Source organism: Flavobacterium ustbae (genome assembly GCF_003946915.1).
Classification (GTDB): domain Bacteria; phylum Bacteroidota; class Bacteroidia; order Flavobacteriales; family Flavobacteriaceae; genus Flavobacterium; species Flavobacterium ustbae.
On record NZ_RPOC01000001.1, the window covers coordinates 507,706 to 527,450 of the forward strand.

18 protein-coding genes are annotated in these 19,745 nt (G+C 34.4%); 9 read left to right on the top strand and 9 right to left on the bottom strand.

Going from position 1 to position 19,745, the window contains the following annotated elements:
* Positions 1–128 precede the first annotated feature (128 nt).
* The 5 genes from EG814_RS02120 to EG814_RS02140 form a co-directional block, all read right to left on the bottom strand.
* Positions 129–4,400, bottom strand: coding sequence for a PorP/SprF family type IX secretion system membrane protein (locus tag EG814_RS02120; protein ID WP_125718426.1), 4,272 nt, complete (start codon positions 4,398–4,400; stop codon positions 129–131).
* A 1-nt stretch (position 4,401) separates the two neighbouring features.
* Entirely contained in the window at positions 4,402–5,871 is a 1,470-nt protein-coding gene (gene sprC, locus EG814_RS02125; protein ID WP_125718428.1) for a gliding motility protein SprC, read from the bottom strand.
* Entirely contained in the window at positions 5,868–6,275 is a 408-nt protein-coding gene (locus EG814_RS02130; protein WP_235830891.1) for a hypothetical protein, read from the bottom strand. The genes sprC and EG814_RS02130 overlap by 4 nt, the downstream gene beginning before the upstream one ends.
* Before the next feature lie 100 nt (positions 6,276–6,375).
* Complete coding sequence (locus tag EG814_RS02135) at positions 6,376–7,668, bottom strand: hypothetical protein (protein WP_125718432.1); 1,293 nt, start codon at positions 7,666–7,668, stop codon at positions 6,376–6,378.
* 189 nt (positions 7,669–7,857) lie between these two features.
* A complete protein-coding gene (locus EG814_RS02140; protein ID WP_125718434.1) occupies positions 7,858–8,310 on the bottom strand; it encodes a hypothetical protein in 453 nt (150 codons plus the stop codon).
* A gap of 413 nt (positions 8,311–8,723) precedes the next feature.
* On the opposite strand from EG814_RS02140, the gene EG814_RS02145 reads away from it, so the two are divergent.
* From EG814_RS02145 to recA, 4 genes are all read left to right on the top strand, one after another.
* Positions 8,724–9,872: a DNA polymerase III subunit gene (locus EG814_RS02145; RefSeq protein ID WP_125718436.1), complete on the top strand. Its 1,149-nt coding sequence runs from the start codon at positions 8,724–8,726 to the stop codon at positions 9,870–9,872.
* A 7-nt stretch (positions 9,873–9,879) separates the two neighbouring features.
* Positions 9,880–10,263, top strand: coding sequence for a DoxX family protein (locus tag EG814_RS02150; RefSeq protein WP_125718438.1), 384 nt, complete (start codon positions 9,880–9,882; stop codon positions 10,261–10,263).
* A gap of 111 nt (positions 10,264–10,374) precedes the next feature.
* A complete protein-coding gene (locus tag EG814_RS02155) occupies positions 10,375–10,884 on the top strand; it encodes an acyl-CoA thioesterase (protein ID WP_111284243.1) in 510 nt (169 codons plus the stop codon).
* 145 nt (positions 10,885–11,029) lie between these two features.
* Positions 11,030–12,037 (top strand): recombinase RecA, encoded by a 1,008-nt coding sequence (gene recA, locus EG814_RS02160; protein ID WP_125718440.1) that lies wholly within the window; start codon positions 11,030–11,032, stop codon positions 12,035–12,037.
* Positions 12,038–12,583: 546 nt separating this feature from the next.
* Here the strand turns inward: recA and EG814_RS02165 are convergent.
* Positions 12,584–13,324 carry a lysophospholipid acyltransferase family protein gene (locus tag EG814_RS02165; protein ID WP_125718443.1) on the bottom strand — a complete coding sequence of 247 codons (741 nt, stop codon included), beginning with the start codon at positions 13,322–13,324 and terminating at the stop codon, positions 12,584–12,586.
* Positions 13,325–13,572: 248 nt separating this feature from the next.
* Here EG814_RS02165 and EG814_RS02170 point away from each other — a divergent pair, with 248 nt between their 5' ends.
* Positions 13,573–13,950: a GxxExxY protein gene (locus EG814_RS02170; RefSeq protein WP_125718444.1), complete on the top strand. Its 378-nt coding sequence runs from the start codon at positions 13,573–13,575 to the stop codon at positions 13,948–13,950.
* Between the two features lie 210 nt (positions 13,951–14,160).
* Positions 14,161–15,135, top strand: coding sequence for a tryptophan--tRNA ligase (gene trpS, locus EG814_RS02175; RefSeq protein WP_125718446.1), 975 nt, complete (start codon positions 14,161–14,163; stop codon positions 15,133–15,135).
* 261 nt (positions 15,136–15,396) lie between these two features.
* Here the strand turns inward: trpS and dprA are convergent, their stop codons facing one another.
* Positions 15,397–16,497 (bottom strand): DNA-processing protein DprA, encoded by a 1,101-nt coding sequence (gene dprA, locus EG814_RS02180; protein ID WP_125718448.1) that lies wholly within the window; start codon positions 16,495–16,497, stop codon positions 15,397–15,399.
* Positions 16,498–16,735: 238 nt separating this feature from the next.
* On the opposite strand from dprA, the gene EG814_RS02185 reads away from it, so the two are divergent.
* The 3 genes from EG814_RS02185 to EG814_RS02195 all read left to right on the top strand — a co-directional run bounded on the left by EG814_RS02185 (position 16,736) and on the right by EG814_RS02195 (position 18,876).
* The gene (locus EG814_RS02185; protein ID WP_125718450.1) at positions 16,736–17,707 is read left to right on the top strand and encodes an HU domain-containing protein; all 972 of its coding nucleotides are present in this window, start codon (positions 16,736–16,738) and stop codon (positions 17,705–17,707) included.
* Positions 17,708–17,815: 108 nt separating this feature from the next.
* Positions 17,816–18,340 (top strand): Imm9 family immunity protein, encoded by a 525-nt coding sequence (imm9, locus tag EG814_RS02190; protein ID WP_125718452.1) that lies wholly within the window; start codon positions 17,816–17,818, stop codon positions 18,338–18,340.
* 92 nt (positions 18,341–18,432) lie between these two features.
* Positions 18,433–18,876, top strand: a complete 444-nt coding sequence (locus EG814_RS02195) for a hypothetical protein (protein WP_125718454.1) — start codon at positions 18,433–18,435, stop codon at positions 18,874–18,876.
* 9 nt (positions 18,877–18,885) lie between these two features.
* Here the strand turns inward: EG814_RS02195 and EG814_RS21135 are convergent, their stop codons facing one another.
* Together EG814_RS21135 and EG814_RS21140 are read right to left on the bottom strand one after the other, a co-directional pair.
* A complete protein-coding gene (locus EG814_RS21135) occupies positions 18,886–19,218 on the bottom strand; it encodes a hypothetical protein (protein ID WP_235830892.1) in 333 nt (110 codons plus the stop codon).
* A 36-nt stretch (positions 19,219–19,254) separates the two neighbouring features.
* Positions 19,255–19,674, bottom strand: coding sequence for a hypothetical protein (locus EG814_RS21140; protein ID WP_235830893.1), 420 nt, complete (start codon positions 19,672–19,674; stop codon positions 19,255–19,257).
* Positions 19,675–19,745 lie beyond the last annotated feature (71 nt).

Genomic DNA, 19,745 nt, shown 5'->3' on the forward strand with positions numbered 1-19,745 from the left:
TCTTTTTGTTTACCCTGCAAATTAATCTCTAAGGGGCATTAGAGAAATCAACAATTAGTATTCTAAAATATTTATATTTTCGGTTCATTCTGAAGTTCAGAAAAAACCATTCCTCAATTCAAATTATATTAATTCTCAACTTTTACTACAGCCATTCTACCGTTGTATGGCTTGCTACCCTTTGCCTCCATTGCTTTTGTAGCTTCTTGTAAACCATCAAACTTCTCGTAGTAGATGTAATACTTACTTGTTGTTACGTTGTAAAAGAAATTGATATCTGAACGTCCCGCAGCAACTGCTTTTGTTAAGAAATCATCGCGTTTCTCTACACTGTTATGAACTGCAACAATCAAATAATAGCCACTATCAGAGTTTTTAATATTCTTAATAATCTGCATATTCGACTGCTCTTCACCAAAATCAAAATCGCTAGCTGTTAATGGCGTACTGCTCAATTTAGTTGTCTCTTTTATTCGTTTCAGAGCGGCAACGTCCTGCGCATATCTTCCTTCATCATTTTCATAAGCGGCACGTTTAATTCTACGTTTGCGCTCAATTTCTGTTTCTGTTTTAATACGCTCTAAATCGGCAATTAAAGCAGCACCTTCTGCTTGCATTTTTAACTGAGCCGCTTTCAATTCGTTGATCTTTTCAAGATAAGCTTTATTCAAAGGATCATCTTTAGGGAACTTTTTACTTCTTTCGTTATAAAGATTCGTCAACTTCGCAATCTCATTCTTCATGCTGTTATTGGCATCCGCAATCTGAACTTTTAATGATTCAATCAGACTGTTTTCTGCCGCTACACTCTTAAATGGTTTTGGCTCTTTATAAATACCTTTTTCACTTAAATCATTCTCCTCTTTTAAATCGTTCAAGTCTTTTTGCTTGTTGGCAACAGTTGCTTTAAACTGATCTAATAAATCATTCTGCAGCTTACGTGTGCTTTCAACAGACTGGGTCAAGTTTTCAATTGCTTTTCCAGTATCATCTTGCGCTTTTGCCGCTAAAGCTGCTGCTTCAGCATCTGCCTTAGCTTTTTCAGCTGCAAGTCTCGCTTGACGCTCTTCCTCTTCTCTCAATCGTCTAGTCTCTTCTTCTGCTTTCAATTTTTCAGTAGCTTCTGCATCCGCTTTCGCTTTAGCGTCTGCTAAAAGTTTAGCTTGTAGCGCTTCCATATCTGCCTTTGCTTTCGCATCTGCAGCAAGTTTCGCTTGTAGCGCTTCTGCATCTGCTTTTGCTTTGGCATCTGCGGCTAATTTTGCCTGAAGTGCTTCTGCATCTAATCTCGCTTTTTCTTCACTAGCTTGTTTTGCTTTTAATGCTTCTGCGTCGGCTTTTGCTTTAGCATCGGCTGCCAACTTAGCTTGGCGAGCATCTTCTTCTTCTTGCAATTTTTTAGCTTCTGCATCTGCTTTTGCTTTAGCAGTAGCTTCTGCATCGGCTTTTACTTTAGCATCTGCTAATAATTTTGCCTGTAAGGCTTCCATATCTGCTTTCGCTTTTGCATCAGCTGCTAGTTTAACTTGTAAAGCTTCAGCATCCGCTTTGGCTTTAGCATCGGCTGCCAATTTCGCTTGACGAGCTTCTTCTTCAACTCTAGCTTTTTCTTCAGCAGCTTGTTTCGCCTGTAAAGCTTCTGCATCTGCTTTAGCTTTAGCATCTGCGGCTAATTTAGCTTGGCGAGCTTCTTCTTCAACTCTAGCTTTTTCTTCCGCCGCTTGTTTCGCTTGTAAAGCTTCCGCATCAGCTTTCGCTTTTGCTTCAGCAGCTAATCTTGCTGTTTCTGCTTCTGCAGCTTGTTTTGCTTTCAATGCCTCTGCATCCGCTTTTGCTTTTGCATCAGCTGCTAATTTTGCCTGACGTGCTTCTTCCTCTTCTTGTAATTTTTTAGCTTCTGCTTCTGCTTTCGCTTTTGCCGTAGCTTCAGCATCTGCTTTTACTCTTGCGTCAGCAATTAATTTAGCTTGTAATGCTTCCATATCTGCTTTCGCTTTCGCTTCAGCAGCTAATCTTGCTGTTTCTGCTTCTGCATCGGCTTTTGCTTTTGCTTCAGCAGCTAATCTTACTTTTTCTGCTTCTGCATCAGCTTTTGCTTTCGCATCAGCTTCTAATTTTACTTTTGCTGCAGCCTCTGCATCGGCTTTAGCTTTTGCATCTGCTACCAATTTGGCTTGAAGCGCTTCTGCATCCGCTTTAGCTTTAGCCTCTGCTGCCAATTGTGCTTGACGCGCTTCTTCAGCTTGTCTTATTTTCAGTGCTTCTGCATCTGCTTTTGCTTTTGCTTCTGCAGCAATAAGTGCTTGTCTTGCTTCTTCATCTGCTTTCGCTTTTGCTTCTGCTGCTGCTTTTTCTTTAAGCGCCGCTTCTTCAGCAGCTTTTGCTTTTAAGTCTGCAGCCGCTTTAGCTTTATTTGCCGCATCAATAGAAGCTTTAGTTTTTGCTTCTGCTGCAGTTTTGGCTTTAGCTTCTGCTGCTAATCTTGCTTGTAATGCATCCGAATCAGCTTTAGCTTTTGCATCTGCTGCTAATATTGATTGCATGTCTGCAGCTTCTGCTTTTGCTTTTGCATCTGCTTTACGTTTTGCTTCTGCTGCATCGGCTTTGGCTTTATTATCTGCAATTAATTTTAATCGTGCGGCTTCTGCATCGGCTTTTGCTTTTTCTGCAGCTGCCAATCTTGCTTGTCTTGCAGCTTCTGCATCTGCTTTTACTTTTGCTGCAGCGGCTAATCTTGCTTTTGTTGCAGCTTCAGCGTCTGCTTTAGCTTTATCAGCGGCTAATTGTGCTGCTGTTTTCTGTGGAGCCGGAGCTGGAGCAGCTGGTTTATTTACCGCTTCTGCTTTGGCTTTAGCCGCTGCTTCTGCATCTGCTTTCGCTTTTGCATCTGCAGCCAATTTTAACTTCATTGCTTCTGCATCGGCTTTTGCTTTATCAGCAGCCAGTTGCGCTTGTGTTTTTTGCGGAGCTGGAGCCGCTGCTGTCTTGTTTGCGGCTGCTTGCGCTCTCGCTGCTGCTGCGGCATCTACTCTAGCTTTGTTGTCGGCAGCTAATTCTATTCTGCGTTGTTCCGCATCTGCTCTAGCTTTATCCGCAGCTAGTTGTGCCTGTGTTTTTTGTGTTGCTGCTACAGCTCTGTTTGCTGTTGCTGTTTGTGCTCTCGCTGCTGCTGCGGCATCTGCTTTTGCTTTTGCCTCGGCAGCCAATCTTATCTTAACAGCTTCAGCATCTGCTTTAGCTTTATTATCTGCTTCTAATTTTGCTTTGGCTGCAGCCTCTGCATCTGCTCTAACTTTTTCTGCTGCCGCCAGTCTTGCTTGTTTTGCTTCAGCATCAGCTTTGGCTTTTGCTTCTGCGGCTAACCTATTCTTTTCAGCAATTTCAGCTCTGTTAACTTGAGTTGCTTGCGATTTTGGTTTAGCTGGAACTGGTTTTGGTTTTGCAGGATCAATAATAGATCCTTCCTCATCATCTCCGTAATAGTAATTTCTATTTTTGAATTTGTAGGCAATGGCAAATTCGTGTGAACCGCCTAAGTTTGAGAAATTGCCCATTCCTCTTTCGTAATTATATTCAATTGCAATGCTTGGAGAAATATTGATCCCAAGTCCTGCAGATACTCCATATAATGTGTTATAACCGGCTTGTGCCCAAACTCCTTGCTGAAGTGCAAGCATTCCAAGACCCGAAATAACTGTTTTATCTTTTTTAATTTCTGTTCTAACAATTCCAGAAAATTTACTTCTATCAAAAAAACCATAACTGTCAATGTAACCTGTGTACATCGCATGCAGTTGAATTGCTCTTTCTGGATCATCTTTTACCATTCCTGATCCTAGATTATAAAGCACTAAATTATTAATAGACAATCCAAAATCTAAAAAAGCTGTTCCATAATTAATACCTGGATTAATCGTAAGTAGCGTACTTTTTGGAAAATCTCCGTTTAAAATAGTGGTATCATCTGATATGATTTTTCCACTATTTATACCACTTTGATAAAACCCTGCATTTAAACCAAAAGTCAAATTACTATCCTCTTCAAGAACAATATTATGTGCGAAATTGGCAACTCCGCCAAATACTGTCATCAAACCATAATTCTGCTGAAACAAACTAACTGCAAATGCTTCATTCTCTCTAAAACGTCCAGAATAACCAAATACGTAGGTATTAGGAGCATTTTCAAATTGTGTCCATTGTCTTTTGTTGTAAAAGCTGATATACGGATTTGATTCTCGAACAAAACTAAATGTCGGGTTAATTAAATATCTATTAAACTTTAAAGAATTTCTAATGGGTAATGAAAACGAAACAACTCCATCCTCAGAAGCTTCTTGAGAATAGAGTGCATTTGATAAACCATAAAATAAAGTGATGAATAGTAAAAGTTTCTTCATATTATTTTATAACAGTTATTGATCCTTTTTTTTCACCTGCATCGCCTTGAATAACATAGTAATAAACTGGATTTACATTTTTTAAATCTATATTGTTTTGAGGCCAATCGCCTTGGTAATTCACAACGTCCAAAACCATATCTCCGTTTGAACTAATGATCATTACTTTTGTATTTGCATTTTTATATTCATCTGGAATATCCCAATAAGGAATCAATCCTCCCAATTTTATAATATTCGGAATAACAGTTGCATTTCCTGGTTCTCCATTTATTCTAAATGAAAATTCTCGTGTAGAAATACAGCCTGAAGCTTGAGATACTTTTACCGTATAATTACCTTTTACAGCTACAACATAAGATCTTGATGTTTCATTAGGAATTAGATTTCCATTTAAATACCATTCATAAGTAACGGCATCTGCATCTGTAGTAACACTAACTGTGATCGTTTCTCCTTCAGCTAATTGGTAACCGTCTTCGGCATCAATGCTAGCTTCAAAACTATTATTACTTTGAAGATTAATACTGCCTGAAGCCTTACAACCTCCAAAATCTACATCTACAGTATAAACTCCTGATTCGTTTGTAGAATATGTACGATTTGTAGCGCCTGTAATCACAGCGCCATCTTTTTTCCACACATAACTATTACCAGAAGTTGCAGTTAAAACAGTTCCTGTTCCACTTGAGCAAAAAGGATTTCCTAAACTTGAGCTAATAGTTACGCTCGATCCTGAAGTTGAAGAAATAACATCTACACGATTTGAATATGATAATGAAGTACAGGTTCCATAATTCGTTTCTACATAATATGTCCCAGGCGTAGTAACTGTATAAGTTGGTCCTCCATTGCCTTGAACAAGAGTTGGCAACGTCGTTTCGCCATTAAATCTATACCAATTGTATGATAAAGATGGGTATTTTGTAGGTGAATCATTTACTGGATTTGTAGAATCTGGATCAATTGATAATACGTAACTACCACCAGAACAAATAGCAGCACTACCATTAAAATTGTTAATGGTGTACTGCTGATCATGTATTTTGTAATAAATTGGGAAAAGCTTTTTTGTTGTCGAAGACGAAAATGTTCCGCTGGCTGGCTGGCCTCCCGAACTCTTTATCCTCAAGGCATAAGTATCTGATCCAACTATATCAGAAGGAATACTAAATACTATTGTTTTCTTATTAGCTGCATCATCGATTACGTTTACAGTTGTTGTTGAAGTCGGAGTAGTAAAGCTACCTGCTTTATCCGATAATTCAACTTCAAATGTAGTACCTGTTTGATAGCCTGTGTAAGTAAATGATGCCCTATAAGTTGGATTAGCAGCACCACCAGCGCAAATTCTATCAAAAGTTAAAATGTCAGGCACTATGCTTTGGGCATAGGTATTCGATTCAGTAAAAAGAATTATACCAAATAATAAAAAGACTTTAAAAAAAGATAAAGTAATTTTTTGAATCATATAGTGCGTGTTCTTGCTAGATCTATACGCTCAAAAAACAGAATATCTATAAATGTTTCTGAGAAGTCGTACTTATAGTTTTCAATTACTTCTTTTGCAATAATTGAAGTTGCAGCAAATGACGAATTCTCTTCGCAATCATTAGATACGGTATTTGGCTCAGCCGCTATAGTAAGGCTATCCTTGGGGGCGGACATCCCTACTATAGACTGATTTAAATTACCTTTTGTGCCGTTTTCAATAACAGCAATATTGTTGTTTTGGTTATTACAAGCCAAAGTTAAACCACACTCAGAAACTGCAGCCTTAGTAGGATTTTCTGCTGTATTCTGTGCATATAGAGTTAACGAAATAGGCGAAACCAAAAATATTATATATAAAAAATATTTTTTCGTAGATACCATTATGTCTTGATCTTTATTTGGGCCCGTAAGACGATACATAAATTGTGTCTGGGGACTTAATTAATAAAATTTACGCGAGGGAAATAAAAATCGAAACTATTTATCTATTACCGCTTGAAGCTGTGATTTTTCCTAATTGTAATCTAAAATCTGGTTTTTTAGGATTGAAGATATCAATGAATGTTTCTTTGTTATCACTTTGAGAGTAAACATTAAAGAAAACACTGTTTCCATACCAGCTTTCTAAATCTTCATTATTAGAATTGTACTCTGTAAAGATGTTTCCATTACATAGGTTAAAGTACATTTCTTCAAATTTGATTTTCTTAAGGTTGGCATCATTGATCTCTGTTTTGCTGTCTAATAATACTGCCGGATTAAATCCAGAGATTACACTTCTTTTCATTTCAAGAGAAGCATTTTCTGCAACATAAACAGCCTCTTTTACTAAACCTGCTTGAATATCAGCTTTAATATTTTCACTGTCGTTAACCATCGTAATATTACTAGCAACAACTAAAGTTTGTTTTTTAGTAAAGTCTGTTTCACTTTTCTTTTCAAAAGATCTTACTTCCATACAACGAGATCCGTCTTTTGTACTTGAGAAGTAAGAAGATCTAACTGCTAGAGAGTTGAAGAAACGACATTGAACTCCTTGAGAAAATTTAAAGTCGTCGTTTACCGATTTATATGAAACGAATTTTGTAGCATTTAAGTCACCACCTAAGATTCCGAAAGAATCTCCACCAGCGTAACTAACCATGATGTTTTCAAGAATTGTTTTGTTTCCAACTGCTGCAAGAGTCAAAGCGTTGAAAGTATCTAACCCTTTTACTTTTTTTCCAGCAAACTCGATTCTTACGAATCTCAAAATTCCAGAGTTAGAAGCTACATTGTCTCCACCATAAGTAGTCATAGATGGATCAAGGTCTAAGTTATAAGAACCTACATTTCCGAATTTATTAATAGGTGCATCTCCAAGAATTACAATTCCACCCCAATCTCCCGCTTTTTTCATGCTACGGTTTGAAGTAAATACAATTGGATCTGTTTCTAAACCATCAGCCACTAATTGTGCTCCTTTTGTAATTACCAATGTTCCTTTAGTTTCGAAATCACCAATAATTACAGTTCCTGGTTCAATAGTTAAAACAGCATTGTTTGTAACATAAACGTTTCCTTGCAAAACGTAGATATTTCTTTTCAGCAATTTAGTATTAACAGAAATATTTCCTGCCAAAATTTGGTTTGCTTCTCCATAGTCAACTTTATTAGGCTTAAACTCGGTCCAGTTGTTTAACCAATTGGTGTAGCCCATAATTCCTTTCTCTTGTTGAGCATTCATACTCGCCACCGTAAAAAGAACGCAGATTAATTGAGTAATTTTTTTCATGATAAGGGGGTATTACGGTTAATAATAAATTTGGGTATGCGCAAATGAAAAAACTCCTCTCGAGTTTTCCGAAATTTTTCAGAACACTCGAGAATGAGTCTTTTTTTATTATATTTTTCAAAAGTGTTCCATTAGATTTTATCCATTTACGTAAACACTATCGAAAAGGTTTTAAAAAATAAAACTTTATTACATTTCGTTCAAGTCGTTGAACTCGTGTAATGATTTCAATGTACTTTCGTAGAACAAAATTGCAGCAACTAGATTTCCTTTATCAGAGTAAGGCATCATTTTTCTTTGGAATTCTACCGTAGTATCCAAAAATGTTGACGTACCTACTGCCTGAGCATCTAATATTTTTTTGTGATCACTGTCGTCTGGAATACCAAGGTCGGCCATAGTAACACCTGGTTTTGTAACCAAAGCAATGTAAGGGAGAGTTTTAACTAATACTTTAATTCGCTCGATGTATAATTCCAAAAGTTCTCCCTTTTGCATACCACTCAATTCTTTTTGATCATGGTATTTACGGATAAGAGCAGTTGTACTGATAATACTTCTCGGTGCGTTTTTAGCTTGTGCTGATACAGCCGCAGTAGTTAAGATAAAAAAAGCACTAAATAGAATAATTTTCCCTTTCATAGATTCTTGTTTTATAATTGGTTGTTGATAAAAACAAAAATATATAAATTAACTTAATTAACAACTCGAATAGATTTTTTTTTCAAAAAATTTCCTTAAAAAAACCTTAAAAACTAGCGTTATGTCGAGAAAATGTGCGTTTTAACGCGCTTTTTGTTAAAAATGTTAATGTTAAAACCGTAAGATATTAACTATAAAAAATAAAAAATTAACTCTTTAAATAATCAAAAAAAACCTCATTTTACCGATTTTCGAAAAAAAATATTAACAAAAACATCTTGATATTTACTTACTTGGAGATATTTATTAACAAAATTCTGTAGAAAACGATCTAAAAAAAATCAAAAAAAGGGTTCATAAATAATCTTACTCCCGAAAATTTTAGACTACACATTTTCTTCTATCTTTGCCCTATGCAATTTTCTCAAATTTTAGGTCAAGATTACATCAAAAGCCACTTGATAAAAAGTGCTGCTTCTGGTAGAATTCCTCACGCACAATTATTCGTTGGTCCAGAAGGAAGCGGTACTTTAATAACTGCCATTGCCTATGCCCAATACATTTTGTGCAGCAATACTGGAGATGAAAATTCAAACGGAAACGATTCCTGCAATCTAAAGTTTGATAACATATCACATCCCGATTTGCATTTTATTTATCCCACTGTAACTACAGAAGACGTAAAAACAAAACCTAAAAGTTTAGATTTTATTCAGGATTGGCGCAGTTTCATTCAAGAAATGCCGTATGGCGGATTATTCGATTGGTATAAAATTCTTGGCGTTCAGAACAAACAAGGAGAAATTCGTGTTGAAGATGCGCAAGAAGTTTTAAAATCGCTTTCGCTAAAATCTTACGAAGGCGGTTACAAAATCATGATCATTTGGATGGCCGATAAAATGAATATTGCAGCCTCCAACAAACTCCTAAAACTTTTAGAAGAACCATCAGACAAAACCATATTTATTCTGATTTCTGAAAATGAAGAAGATATTATCCAGACCATCCGTTCCCGATGCCAAGTAATCCATTTTAACGGACTTCCGGAAAAAGTGATCGCCGAAGCTTTGGTCGCTCAGGAAAATGTAGATTCGAATTTAGCTAAGAAACTTGCACATCAAGCTCAAGGAAATTTTAATAAAGCCTTGCATTTACTAAAAGAAGACGATGACGATCTTCCTTTTGAACAATGGTTTGTCAATTGGGTTCGCGCCGCTTTTAGAGCAAAAGGAAACGCCGCCGCTATTCAGGATTTAATCTCGTGGAGCGAACAGATCGCTACGCTGGGTCGAGAAAGCCAGAAAAAATTTATTCAATATTGCATCGAAATGTTCCGACAAGCGCTAATGCTAAATTACCACGCTCAAAGTTTGGTTTATATTGAACCGAAAGTGGATAAATTTAAACTGGAAAATTTTGCTCCGTTTGTTAACGGAAATAATATTCACGAAATATTCAAAGAACTTTCAGATGCTATGTATCATATTGAAAGAAACGGAAATGCAAAAATAATCCTTACCGATTTATCGATCAAATTGACTCGTTTAATTCATAAAAAATAATTCATCAATGAACAATGTTGCCTCAATTTTACTTTTAGCTTTTCTAGCTTTAACTTTTTTGCAATCAGGTTACGAAAAAATTTTTTACTGGAAAGATAATGTAGCTTGGCTTAAAGAACATTTTGCCAAAACTCCCTTAAAAAATCAAGTTCCGTTAGCGCTATTGCATTTATTAATTTTAGAATTAATTTCTGGGATTTTATGTGTTGTTGGAGCAATTCAATTATTCACAAACAACGGCAGAGAATTTGGTTTTTACGGAGCAATCTTTTCATGCATCAGTTTATTAATGATGCTTTTCGGACAAAGACTTGCAAAAGATTACGATGGTGCGAGAACCATAGTCATCTATTTTATACCAGCTGTAATGGCTGTTTATTGGTTGAATTAATCAGCCTCAATTATAAAAAATAAGCCACAGATTTCACAGATTAAAAGGATTAAAAAATCCGTGTAAATCTTTGAAATCTGTGGCAGAAATTAAAATTTATTATTCAAAAAAATGAATCCAAAACATCCTTCAGAATCCTTAACTATTTTAACTGATTTAGTTTTACCTAGCGAAACAAATCCTTTAAACAATCTTTTTGGCGGTGAGTTATTAGCCAGAATGGATCGTGCAGCAAGTATTGCCGCCCGCAGACATTCACGCCGAATTGTGGTAACGGCCTCTGTAAATCACGTGGCTTTTAATAGAGCCATTTCGCTTGGAAGCGTTGTAACCGTAGAAGCAAAAGTTTCAAGATCATTCAAAAGTTCGATGGAAGTTTTTATAGATGTCTGGGTAGAAGACCGCGAATCTGGCAACAGAACCAAAGCTAATGAAGCCATTTATACTTTTGTCGCTGTAGACGACACCGGAAGACCAGTTGAAGTTCCTGCAATTGTACCAGAAACCGAACTTGAAATCCAGCGATTTGATGCGGCACTTCGTCGTAAACAATTAAGTTTACTACTTGCTGGTAAAATAAAACCATCAGATGCTACAGAATTAAAAGCTTTATTTTTATAGTCCCATTTTGATACAAATTGGAACAATCAAACTTCTAAAAAAGAAGTAATTTTACAAACTGTAAAAGTAAAAACTAAAATTAAGAGAGAATTTTCTTAATTTTATCCGAAAAGACAAAACTAATAATTAAGATATTTTAGAAAAAATGAGTTCAGACAAAGAAGCCAAATTAAAAGCGCTGCAATTAACGCTTGATAAACTTGACAAAACCTACGGAAAAGGAACCGTAATGAAAATGGGCGATAGAGCCATTGTAGAAGTAGAAACGATTTCATCTGGCTCATTAGGTGTAGATTTAGCTCTTGGAGTTAATGGATATCCTAAAGGAAGAATTATCGAAATATATGGTCCAGAATCTTCTGGAAAAACTACTTTGACACTTCACGCCATTGCAGAAGCTCAAAAAGCAGGCGGAATTGCCGCTTTTATCGATGCGGAGCACGCATTTGATAGAAATTATGCTGAAAAATTAAATGTTGACATCGAGAATTTAATTATTTCTCAGCCAGACAACGGAGAGCAGGCTTTAGAAATTGCCGAAAATCTTATTCGTTCTGGTGCTATAGATATTGTTGTAATTGACTCTGTTGCAGCCTTAACACCAAAAAGTGAAATTGAAGGTGAAATGGGAGATTCTAAAATGGGTCTTCACGCGCGTTTAATGTCTCAAGCTTTAAGAAAACTAACTGGAACTATCAGCAAAACAAATTGCACTGTTTTCTTTATCAACCAGCTTCGTGAAAAAATTGGAGTTATGTTCGGAAATCCAGAAACTACAACGGGTGGTAACGCACTTAAATTCTACGCTTCTGTTCGTTTAGATATTCGTCGTTCTGCTCAAATTAAAGACGGTGAGAATGTTATCGGAAACAGAACTAAAGTTAAAATTGTTAAAAACAAAGTTGCACCGCCATTTAAAACTGCCGAATTTGACATTATGTACGGAGAAGGAGTTTCAAAAACTGGCGAAATCTTAGACTTGGCTGTAGAATTTGACATCGTTAAAAAAGCAGGATCTTGGTTCAGCTACGGTGATACAAAATTAGGACAAGGTCGTGATGCTGTTAAAACTTTAATTAAAGATAATCCAGAACTAGCTGAAGAACTAGAAATTAAAATTAAAGAGCACATTAAAGAATTGGCAAATGCCTAAAAAATAGGTAGAAGCATATACTTTAAAAGCCGAGCGATTTTACATATCACTCGGCTTTTTTATTTTGAAAAAAATTGGATTTTTTACGCAACCTTTTCATCAAACTTCCATCTGTATAAAAAAGCAGTTAAGATTGGTACTGCCATATATCAATTAGAGTTTTTTTTTAGAATTTATGTTGGTTGGTTATTTGAGTAAGAATCCGTTGGTTTTTCAACTAACGGGTTTTGTCAAATTTTTTTTATTTCCGACGCAACCTTTTTATTTTTTCTTCATCTATAATAATATGCTGTTAACATGAGTTAATACATAAAGTATTTATTATCAACCATTAATATTTTTAACCATGAAAGAGAAAATAGAATTGTTGTACAATAAAAATCGAAGAAAAACCAAATTAAAATTTAAAAAGGTATTGCGTTTTATTTCAGAAAAGATAATTCACAGATAAACTTTTGAATAAAAATAGGGGGTTTTTAATTCAAAGAAAAGCCGGTAGATCTAATCAATCTACCGGCTTTTGTATTTTACATAATGTTTTTATGTTTATTTCTGAAAATCGATTAAACCATTGTAAATTAAATTCCGAACCTTGTCTTTCAATTCTTTTCTATGCTCAATTGTTAGTCCTTTTGTTTCTACAAAAGGCAAAATCCGTGCGCGCATTTTACCGGGACTTCCGCTCATAAACGTATAAGAAAAGCGTTCTTTATTGTCAGGAAAAACAATCGGCACAATCGGAATTTGATGTTCGATAGCCAATCTAAATGCGCCGTCTTTAAATTCATCCAGCAAAATACTTTCATCATCCGGAACTCCGCCTTCAGGAAAAATACAAATACTTAAACCTTGATTTAATCTATTTTGGGCTCTTTTAAAAACTTCATTTTTACTTTTAGACGAACTTCTGTCTACCAAAATACAAGTTCGCTTATAGAAAAATCCAAAAAGCGGAATCTTTACTAATTCTTTCTTTCCAACAAAAACAAACGGATTCTTAATCAGTACCAGCATTAGCATAATATCTGTCATAGAGGTATGATTGGCTACAATCATGTAACTTTTGCCTTTAATGAGCTTCTCTTCGCGTTTTACGATGTAATAAAAGCCCATTCCGAAAAGGATAAATCTAGCCCAGATTCTAGCCATTTTAAAAAAATAGGGATATCCTTTCTCTGAGAGAATAGAAATAATTAAGAACGGCAGCATTATTAAAATTGGAATCGCCATCAAAACGTAAAACCAAATGCGCCAAAGAACCCAAAAAGCAATTTTAAATATTTTCATAGATTCAAATGTAAGAAACCGAAATGAATTTTATAGAGATTTTTTATCCGAGTATACTAGATATTGTAACGCAAAGGACGCAAAGGATTTTCGCAGAGGACGCTAAGTTTTTGAGAAAATGCTTTCGCATGAGTTCGCAAAGCCAGTCATCTTAAATTCAAAACCTTTTAATTTTTTTTTGTAAAAAACTTTGTGAACTTTGCGCTTAATTGTTATTTTTATACGAAAATATGCGTTAAAATTATAAAATGAATGAAAATGAAATTTCAACGATTATAATCGGTATTGCCATCCAGATTCATAGAACGCTTGGACCAGGATTATTAGAAAATGTTTATAAAGAATGTTTGTTTCACAAAATTAAGCAACGAGGTCTCTTTGTAGAAAAAGAAAAACCAATGCCTTTAGTCTTCGAAGAAATAAAACTAGACTGCGGCTATAGAATTGATTTACTAGTTGAAAAAAAATATGTAATTGAAATAAAAGCAGTCGAAGCTTTAACTGTGAACCATTTGGCTCAAACATTAACCTATTTAAAATTAGGAAACTATAAACTTGGTTTACTAATAAACTTTAACGAATCGCTCCTAAAAAACGGAATCAGAAGAGTAGCAAATAACTTATAAAAAAGTAAATCTCAGCTACTTCTATGTAATACTACTTTCAAAAATCTCAGCGACCTCAAAAAAACTCAAAAACCTAGCGCTCTCTGCGAAAAATCCTCCGCGACCTCTGCGCTACAGCAACCCAAAATAAAGTAATCCTCGAGGTAAATCTTTACGAGCTTTGCCGTTCAAAAAAACATTCCGACATTTGCAATTCAGAAAAAAACGAGAATGGCAAAAATACTTACTGGTGTTCAAAGTACAGGAACACCGCATTTAGGAAATTTATTAGGAGCAATTATTCCGGCAATCGAATTATCAAATGATCCAGCAAATGAATCTTATTTGTTTATTGCCGATTTACATTCCATCACTCAAATTAAAGACGGAAAAACTTTAAGAGAAAATACCTATAGCACTGCTGCAGCTTGGCTTGCTTGTGGTTTAAATCCTGAAAAAGTTACTTTTTACAGACAGTCTGATGTGGTGCAAACTACAGAATTGACTTGGTATTTGAGCTGTTTTTTTCCATTTCAAAGATTAACATTAGCACATTCTTTTAAAGATAAAGCAGATCGTTTAGACGATGTTAACGCAGGACTTTTTACTTATCCAATGTTAATGGCAGCCGATATTTTATTGTACGATGCCGAATTTGTTCCGGTTGGAAAAGACCAATTGCAGCATTTAGAGATTACTCGTGACGTTGCAGCAAGATTTAACCATCAAATGGGCGAAACGTTTGTTCTTCCTGAAGCAAAAATTCAGGAAAACATTATGCTAATTCCAGGAACAAACGGAGGAAAAATGAGTAAATCTGCCAACAACATCATCAATATTTTCTTGGATGATAAGACTTTACGCAAGCAAGTTATGAGCATAGAAACTGATAGTACTCCACTAGAAGATCCGAAAAACCCGGATACTTGTAATGCATTTGCTATTTATTCTTTATTAGGAACAGAAGAGCAAATTGCAGAAATGAGAGCCAACTATTTAGGCGGAAATTACGGTTATGGTCATGCAAAACAAGCTTTGTTTGAATTGATTACAGAAAAATTTAAAACCGAAAGAGAGAAATACAATTATTACATCAATAACCTTGAAGAAGTAGACGCTCTATTGAAAAAAGGCGCTTCAAAAGCTTCTGTTATTGCTGATGCAGTTCTAGCAAAAGTTAGAGAAGTTCTAGGTTTTCAGAAATAAAAAAAGCTAACTGCTCAAAACATTTAACGCTGATCTAAATCGATCAGCGTTTTTTTTGAATTATAATTATTCTTTTCCTAAATATAATTCGTAACTTCAAGTATAGTAATCATTTAAATTAAAAAGATGAATAAGTATATTGAAGATTATAATGTTCCGCCATATTTATTTCAAATTCTGAATATCGTTTTTGGCTTGTTGCTCATTTACATTTTGTATCGATTGTATAAACATTTTAAAAAATAAATAAGATTTTATGCGTTAAATAGATTCAAAAAGTTTTCCAGGAAGTGGTCGTATAATACCTTTAAGCTCCATCCCTATCAAAAATCCTGAAAGTTTATAAATCGGAATTTCGCATTCAATTGCAATAATGTCCAATAATTCCTTTCCGTTCTTCTGAAGGAAATCATATATCTTTTGTTCCTCAGGTTCCAATTCTACAAAAAGTTGTTTCTGAATATTTTTTGGCTTTTCTTTTATATCCCAATTCAGCATATAAATCAAATCGGCAGCGCTTGTCAATACATTTGCTTTCTGAGTTTTAATTAAATTATTACAGCCTTGACTGTACTTATCGGTCACTCTTCCAGGCACCGCAAATACATCTCGATTGTAATCATTGGCCATATTTGCTGTAATCAAAGATCCCCCTTTATCAGCAGATTCAATGACAATTGTTGCCTCGGTCATTCCGGCGACTATACGATTTCTTCGTACAAATTTTTCTTTATCAGGATTCGAATCGCTCCAGAATTCAGTAATAAAACCACCATTTTCTTCCATTCTCGCCATGTATTTCTTATGCGTTCTCGGATAAATCTGATTTAAACCATGCGCCAAAACGCCAATCGTTTGCAGATTATGATCCATTGCTGCCTGATGTGCCACAATATCAACACCATAAGCAAATCCGCTAACAATAACAGGATCTAATGGAGCTAAATCTTCTATCAGCTTTCTACAAAAATCTGTACCGTACGAAGTGATCTGTCTCGTACCAACTATGCTAATTAATTTTTTGTTTTTAAAATCTAAATTTCCAGCAGTAAAGATCAGAATCGGAGCATCAAAACAATGTTTAAGCTTTTCTGGATAGCTTTCGTCTTTAAAAAATGAAACCGCAATATTATTGTTTTTAATGAAAGATAATTCCCGATCTGCCTTTTCAAAAATAGATTTGTCTTTTAGATTTCTCAACAAAGCAGATCCAATACCATCAACTGACGCCAATTGCGAACTTTTAGCTTTAAAAATCTCTGAAGCCGACCCAAAAGTATGAAGCAGTTTTTTGCCTAAAATATCTCCCACTCCATCAACTTTCAATAAGGCTAGTAAACTAAATAATTCCTGATCGGTCATTTTTTTAAAACATTATGTAAAATAGAAAAAATAATTTCACTCATTTGAAATGGCAAATATCATTAAAACAAAGTAATTTCTTAATAAAATTGAAATATAATTTTCCCACTTTCATCAAAACTTCAATAAAAATGAATTTAAATAATTGAAAACGAATTGTCTAAAAATAAATCTCAATTGTTAATAAAAATTGTGAATAAAATTTTGATAACTATACGCGTTGCATAACTTTGTTGATATGAAAATCGAAGTATATATCTCGCAGTTATTGTATCGTTATCAATGTGTAACGGTTCCAGGATTTGGTGCATTTTTAACAGAAACTCATTCGGCGCAGTTGAATGAAAGCACTAATTCGTTTTTTCCTCCAAAAAAGACTATTTCTTTCAACAGCCGTATCAAAAATAATGACGGATTGTTGGCAAATCATATCGCACAAGCTGAAAAAACATCTTACGGTTTTGCTGTAAGTGCCATTGCTTTTGAGGTTTTAAATTGGAAAAAAGCCTTAGAAGAAGACGGCGTAATTCTTTTAAAGAATATTGGTGAACTACGTTTAAACTCTGAAAGCAATATTGTTTTTAAACCAAACGATCAGACCAATTATTTGGCAACTTCTTTCGGATTAAGCCCTTTTGTTTCTCCTATGGTGAAAAAAGAGACTTTTGAGAAAAAAATCGAAAAAATCGCTGCAAAAGAAAAAGATGTTGTTTTAATATATGAAAATGAAGAAGAGACCAAATCTTCAAACCCATTTTTACGATATGCTGCAATTCTTGTTTTAGGACTTGGAATTACGGGAAGCATTGGTTATCCTTTATACCAAAATCAAATTGACAATCAAACACTTGTTGTAGAACAAGCTGTTCAGAAAAAAGTTCAGAATAAAATTCAGGAAGCAACTTTCATGATCAAAAATCCGCTTCCTGCTGTAACACTTTCTGTAGATTCTGCAGCTGTTGAAACTGCAGAGCCAACTATGCCTTACCACATTATGGCTGGTGCTTTTAGAAGTGAACAAAATGCAAGAAAAGCTTATAACCAACTAATAAAAGATGGTTTCAAAGCTAGAATGCTAAAAGAAAACAAACACGGATTATATCCTGTTTTGTACGGAAGTTATGCTACAATGAAAGAAGCTGAACAAGCCCAAAAAGAAATACAAAAAGGCGAAAATCCGCAAGCCTGGATTCTGGTCGAAAATCTATAATTTTAAAAAACCTGTTCTGAGAACAGGTTTTTTTTGTCTTATTCTGTCTTTAAAAAAACTTCTATTTCAATTTGGTAAAAAATTACGTTTTTATTTTTGACGTAAAAAATGGAATACAAATTGTCAATTAATAATTCTTTACATCCGCAGTTTGATAACGAATTAAATATGATATGGCCAGAAAATGCGGTCTACAGTAAAGAAAGCTTAAATTGCTATTTTAAGCAGTTAACCAAAAATATTCCTGTAGATGATAAGCTGTCTGAGTGGAAACTTCATATTACAATTTTTCTGGGTGGTATATTTAATTCTAAATCTATTTTAATAATCAAAAGAGGTGTCGTTTATCCTGCCCAAAAGATAAAAGAAATTACGATCCATATCACGCTTCCAACTAGAGAAGAAGCATTTTGGGGAATATCTGAGAGAACTCGTTTTAACGAATACATAAAAGATTATAAAAAGCATAGCCACGTTCTTCCAGTTGATTATCAAAAGTTTGAAAGTTTAACCGAGTATATTCAAGAAAGTACTAAAACGGCATTAGCTTTCATTTTTAGAAAAGGAATAGCTATAAATGGACAGAAAATAAAAAAATATAAAGCCGATTTCGCAAATAGTGCGGTGCTGTAAACCCATTTTTTATATTGTCTTATTCTATTGTTTTTATAACTTCGAATAACCTAAAATTTAGAATTCTGCTTTTACTTTTGTTTAAAAAAAACATGAAATATATTTTAAAAGCAGTAGTTGTTTTATCATTATTATTAAGTTCTCAAACTTTTTTTGCACAACAATTACAGACAACTTTACAGCAGGAAACTGAATTAAAGAAGGCTGAAGCCAAAACACAACAAACTTTAAAAGAAAACTATAAAAAGATAGACGACAAAATTGAACATCTTAAAAGAGAACAGAAAGAGCTAGAAGCAAAAAAGAAAAATCTAGTTAAGTCTGAAAGCAATTTGAAAACTACAAAAGAGAAGATAAATAAACTGGAAATTGCTAATCAAAAGATTGAAAACAAAATAGCTACAAGTTCAATTTCAGATGAAGAAATTCAGAAACAAAAGATAAAAACCAAAGAAAATGAGGTTAATATTCAAAAATTGAAACTGACACAAATTACTCAGGAAAAAGATCTTGAAAAAGCGATGTCTGCATTATAAACAAAGAGCCTAATTCATTTGAATTAGGCTCTTTGTTTCTCGTGAAACAATTTTAGCGTTTTGCGAAAGTATCTCTTTTTCTGACTGATAGATGATCAGTTTTGCTGGTGGTGAATTCTTTTCGCCTAGAACTATAAAATGGCATTCGTATCTAAAATTGCCTTTTATAAATTCGTAATGATGATTTCCGCCAGTTCCGTCTGCAAAAAACTTGCCTTTTTCAATTATCAAATCTGGAGTATCAGTCATTTTCTTTTTTACTGACCACGAAGCATAACGATAATTATCATTTCCCAAATCATCAATTCTGATTCTGAACTTTGACGTTTCTAAAATTGCCACAGGTTCTTTAAAATTTGAAATTTCAGCATTTACCGTTTATTTCTGCGCAGCGATTAATGTGCTTTTTTGTTTTTTCTCCGCTTCAGATTGATAGTTGATTGCAATAATTTTTCCGTTTGTATCCATCCAAAGATCGCCTTGATTCAGCATTATTCCGCGCCATCCCATCTCCGACCAATCCTTTGCAGGATTTGATTTGGTTATTTTTGAAATCAAAGTTTTATCAAAGATTTCGTTATATCTTTTTATAAAATCTGTTTTATTTTTAACCTTCGGGATTGGATATTCTCGTTTTAGCGGAAAAGTTATTCGTGCTGCGACCGCATTTTTATTATTGTTTTTTACTTCCGAGATAAAACTGGAAATAAACTTTTGATATTCTGGTTTCAGATCCTGGCTTTGCATTAGCTGAGAAGAAATCATCAGGAAAAAGAAAAATATTGCTTTACATTTCATAGCTAATTTTTTAAAAATCATATTGATAAATCCAAATTTACTAAAAGCGTTGCCAGCAATTTTATAAAATT

What these genes read in the sequence shown, in the direction of transcription:
- EG814_RS02170 (WP_125718444.1), top strand. Translation starts at nt 13,573, where the DNA reads ATGAATGAAAATGAAATTTCAACGATTATAATCGGTATTGCCATCCAG.
- EG814_RS02165 (WP_125718443.1), bottom strand. Translation starts at nt 13,324, where the DNA reads ATGAAAATATTTAAAATTGCTTTTTGGGTTCTTTGGCGCATTTGGTTT.
- EG814_RS02130 (WP_235830891.1), bottom strand. Translation starts at nt 6,275, where the DNA reads ATGGTATCTACGAAAAAATATTTTTTATATATAATATTTTTGGTTTCG.
- EG814_RS02185 (WP_125718450.1), top strand. Translation starts at nt 16,736, where the DNA reads ATGAAAATCGAAGTATATATCTCGCAGTTATTGTATCGTTATCAATGT.
- EG814_RS02140 (WP_125718434.1), bottom strand. Translation starts at nt 8,310, where the DNA reads ATGAAAGGGAAAATTATTCTATTTAGTGCTTTTTTTATCTTAACTACT.
- EG814_RS02195 (WP_125718454.1), top strand. Translation starts at nt 18,433, where the DNA reads ATGAAATATATTTTAAAAGCAGTAGTTGTTTTATCATTATTATTAAGT.
- EG814_RS02135 (WP_125718432.1), bottom strand. Translation starts at nt 7,668, where the DNA reads ATGAAAAAAATTACTCAATTAATCTGCGTTCTTTTTACGGTGGCGAGT.
- dprA (WP_125718448.1), bottom strand. Translation starts at nt 16,497, where the DNA reads ATGACCGATCAGGAATTATTTAGTTTACTAGCCTTATTGAAAGTTGAT.
- EG814_RS02155 (WP_111284243.1), top strand. Translation starts at nt 10,375, where the DNA reads ATGAATCCAAAACATCCTTCAGAATCCTTAACTATTTTAACTGATTTA.
- EG814_RS21140 (WP_235830893.1), bottom strand. Translation starts at nt 19,674, where the DNA reads ATGAAATGTAAAGCAATATTTTTCTTTTTCCTGATGATTTCTTCTCAG.
- sprC (WP_125718428.1), bottom strand. Translation starts at nt 5,871, where the DNA reads ATGATTCAAAAAATTACTTTATCTTTTTTTAAAGTCTTTTTATTATTT.
- EG814_RS02145 (WP_125718436.1), top strand. Translation starts at nt 8,724, where the DNA reads ATGCAATTTTCTCAAATTTTAGGTCAAGATTACATCAAAAGCCACTTG.
- EG814_RS02150 (WP_125718438.1), top strand. Translation starts at nt 9,880, where the DNA reads ATGAACAATGTTGCCTCAATTTTACTTTTAGCTTTTCTAGCTTTAACT.
- recA (WP_125718440.1), top strand. Translation starts at nt 11,030, where the DNA reads ATGAGTTCAGACAAAGAAGCCAAATTAAAAGCGCTGCAATTAACGCTT.
- trpS (WP_125718446.1), top strand. Translation starts at nt 14,161, where the DNA reads ATGGCAAAAATACTTACTGGTGTTCAAAGTACAGGAACACCGCATTTA.
- EG814_RS02120 (WP_125718426.1), bottom strand. Translation starts at nt 4,400, where the DNA reads ATGAAGAAACTTTTACTATTCATCACTTTATTTTATGGTTTATCAAAT.
- imm9 (WP_125718452.1), top strand. Translation starts at nt 17,816, where the DNA reads ATGGAATACAAATTGTCAATTAATAATTCTTTACATCCGCAGTTTGAT.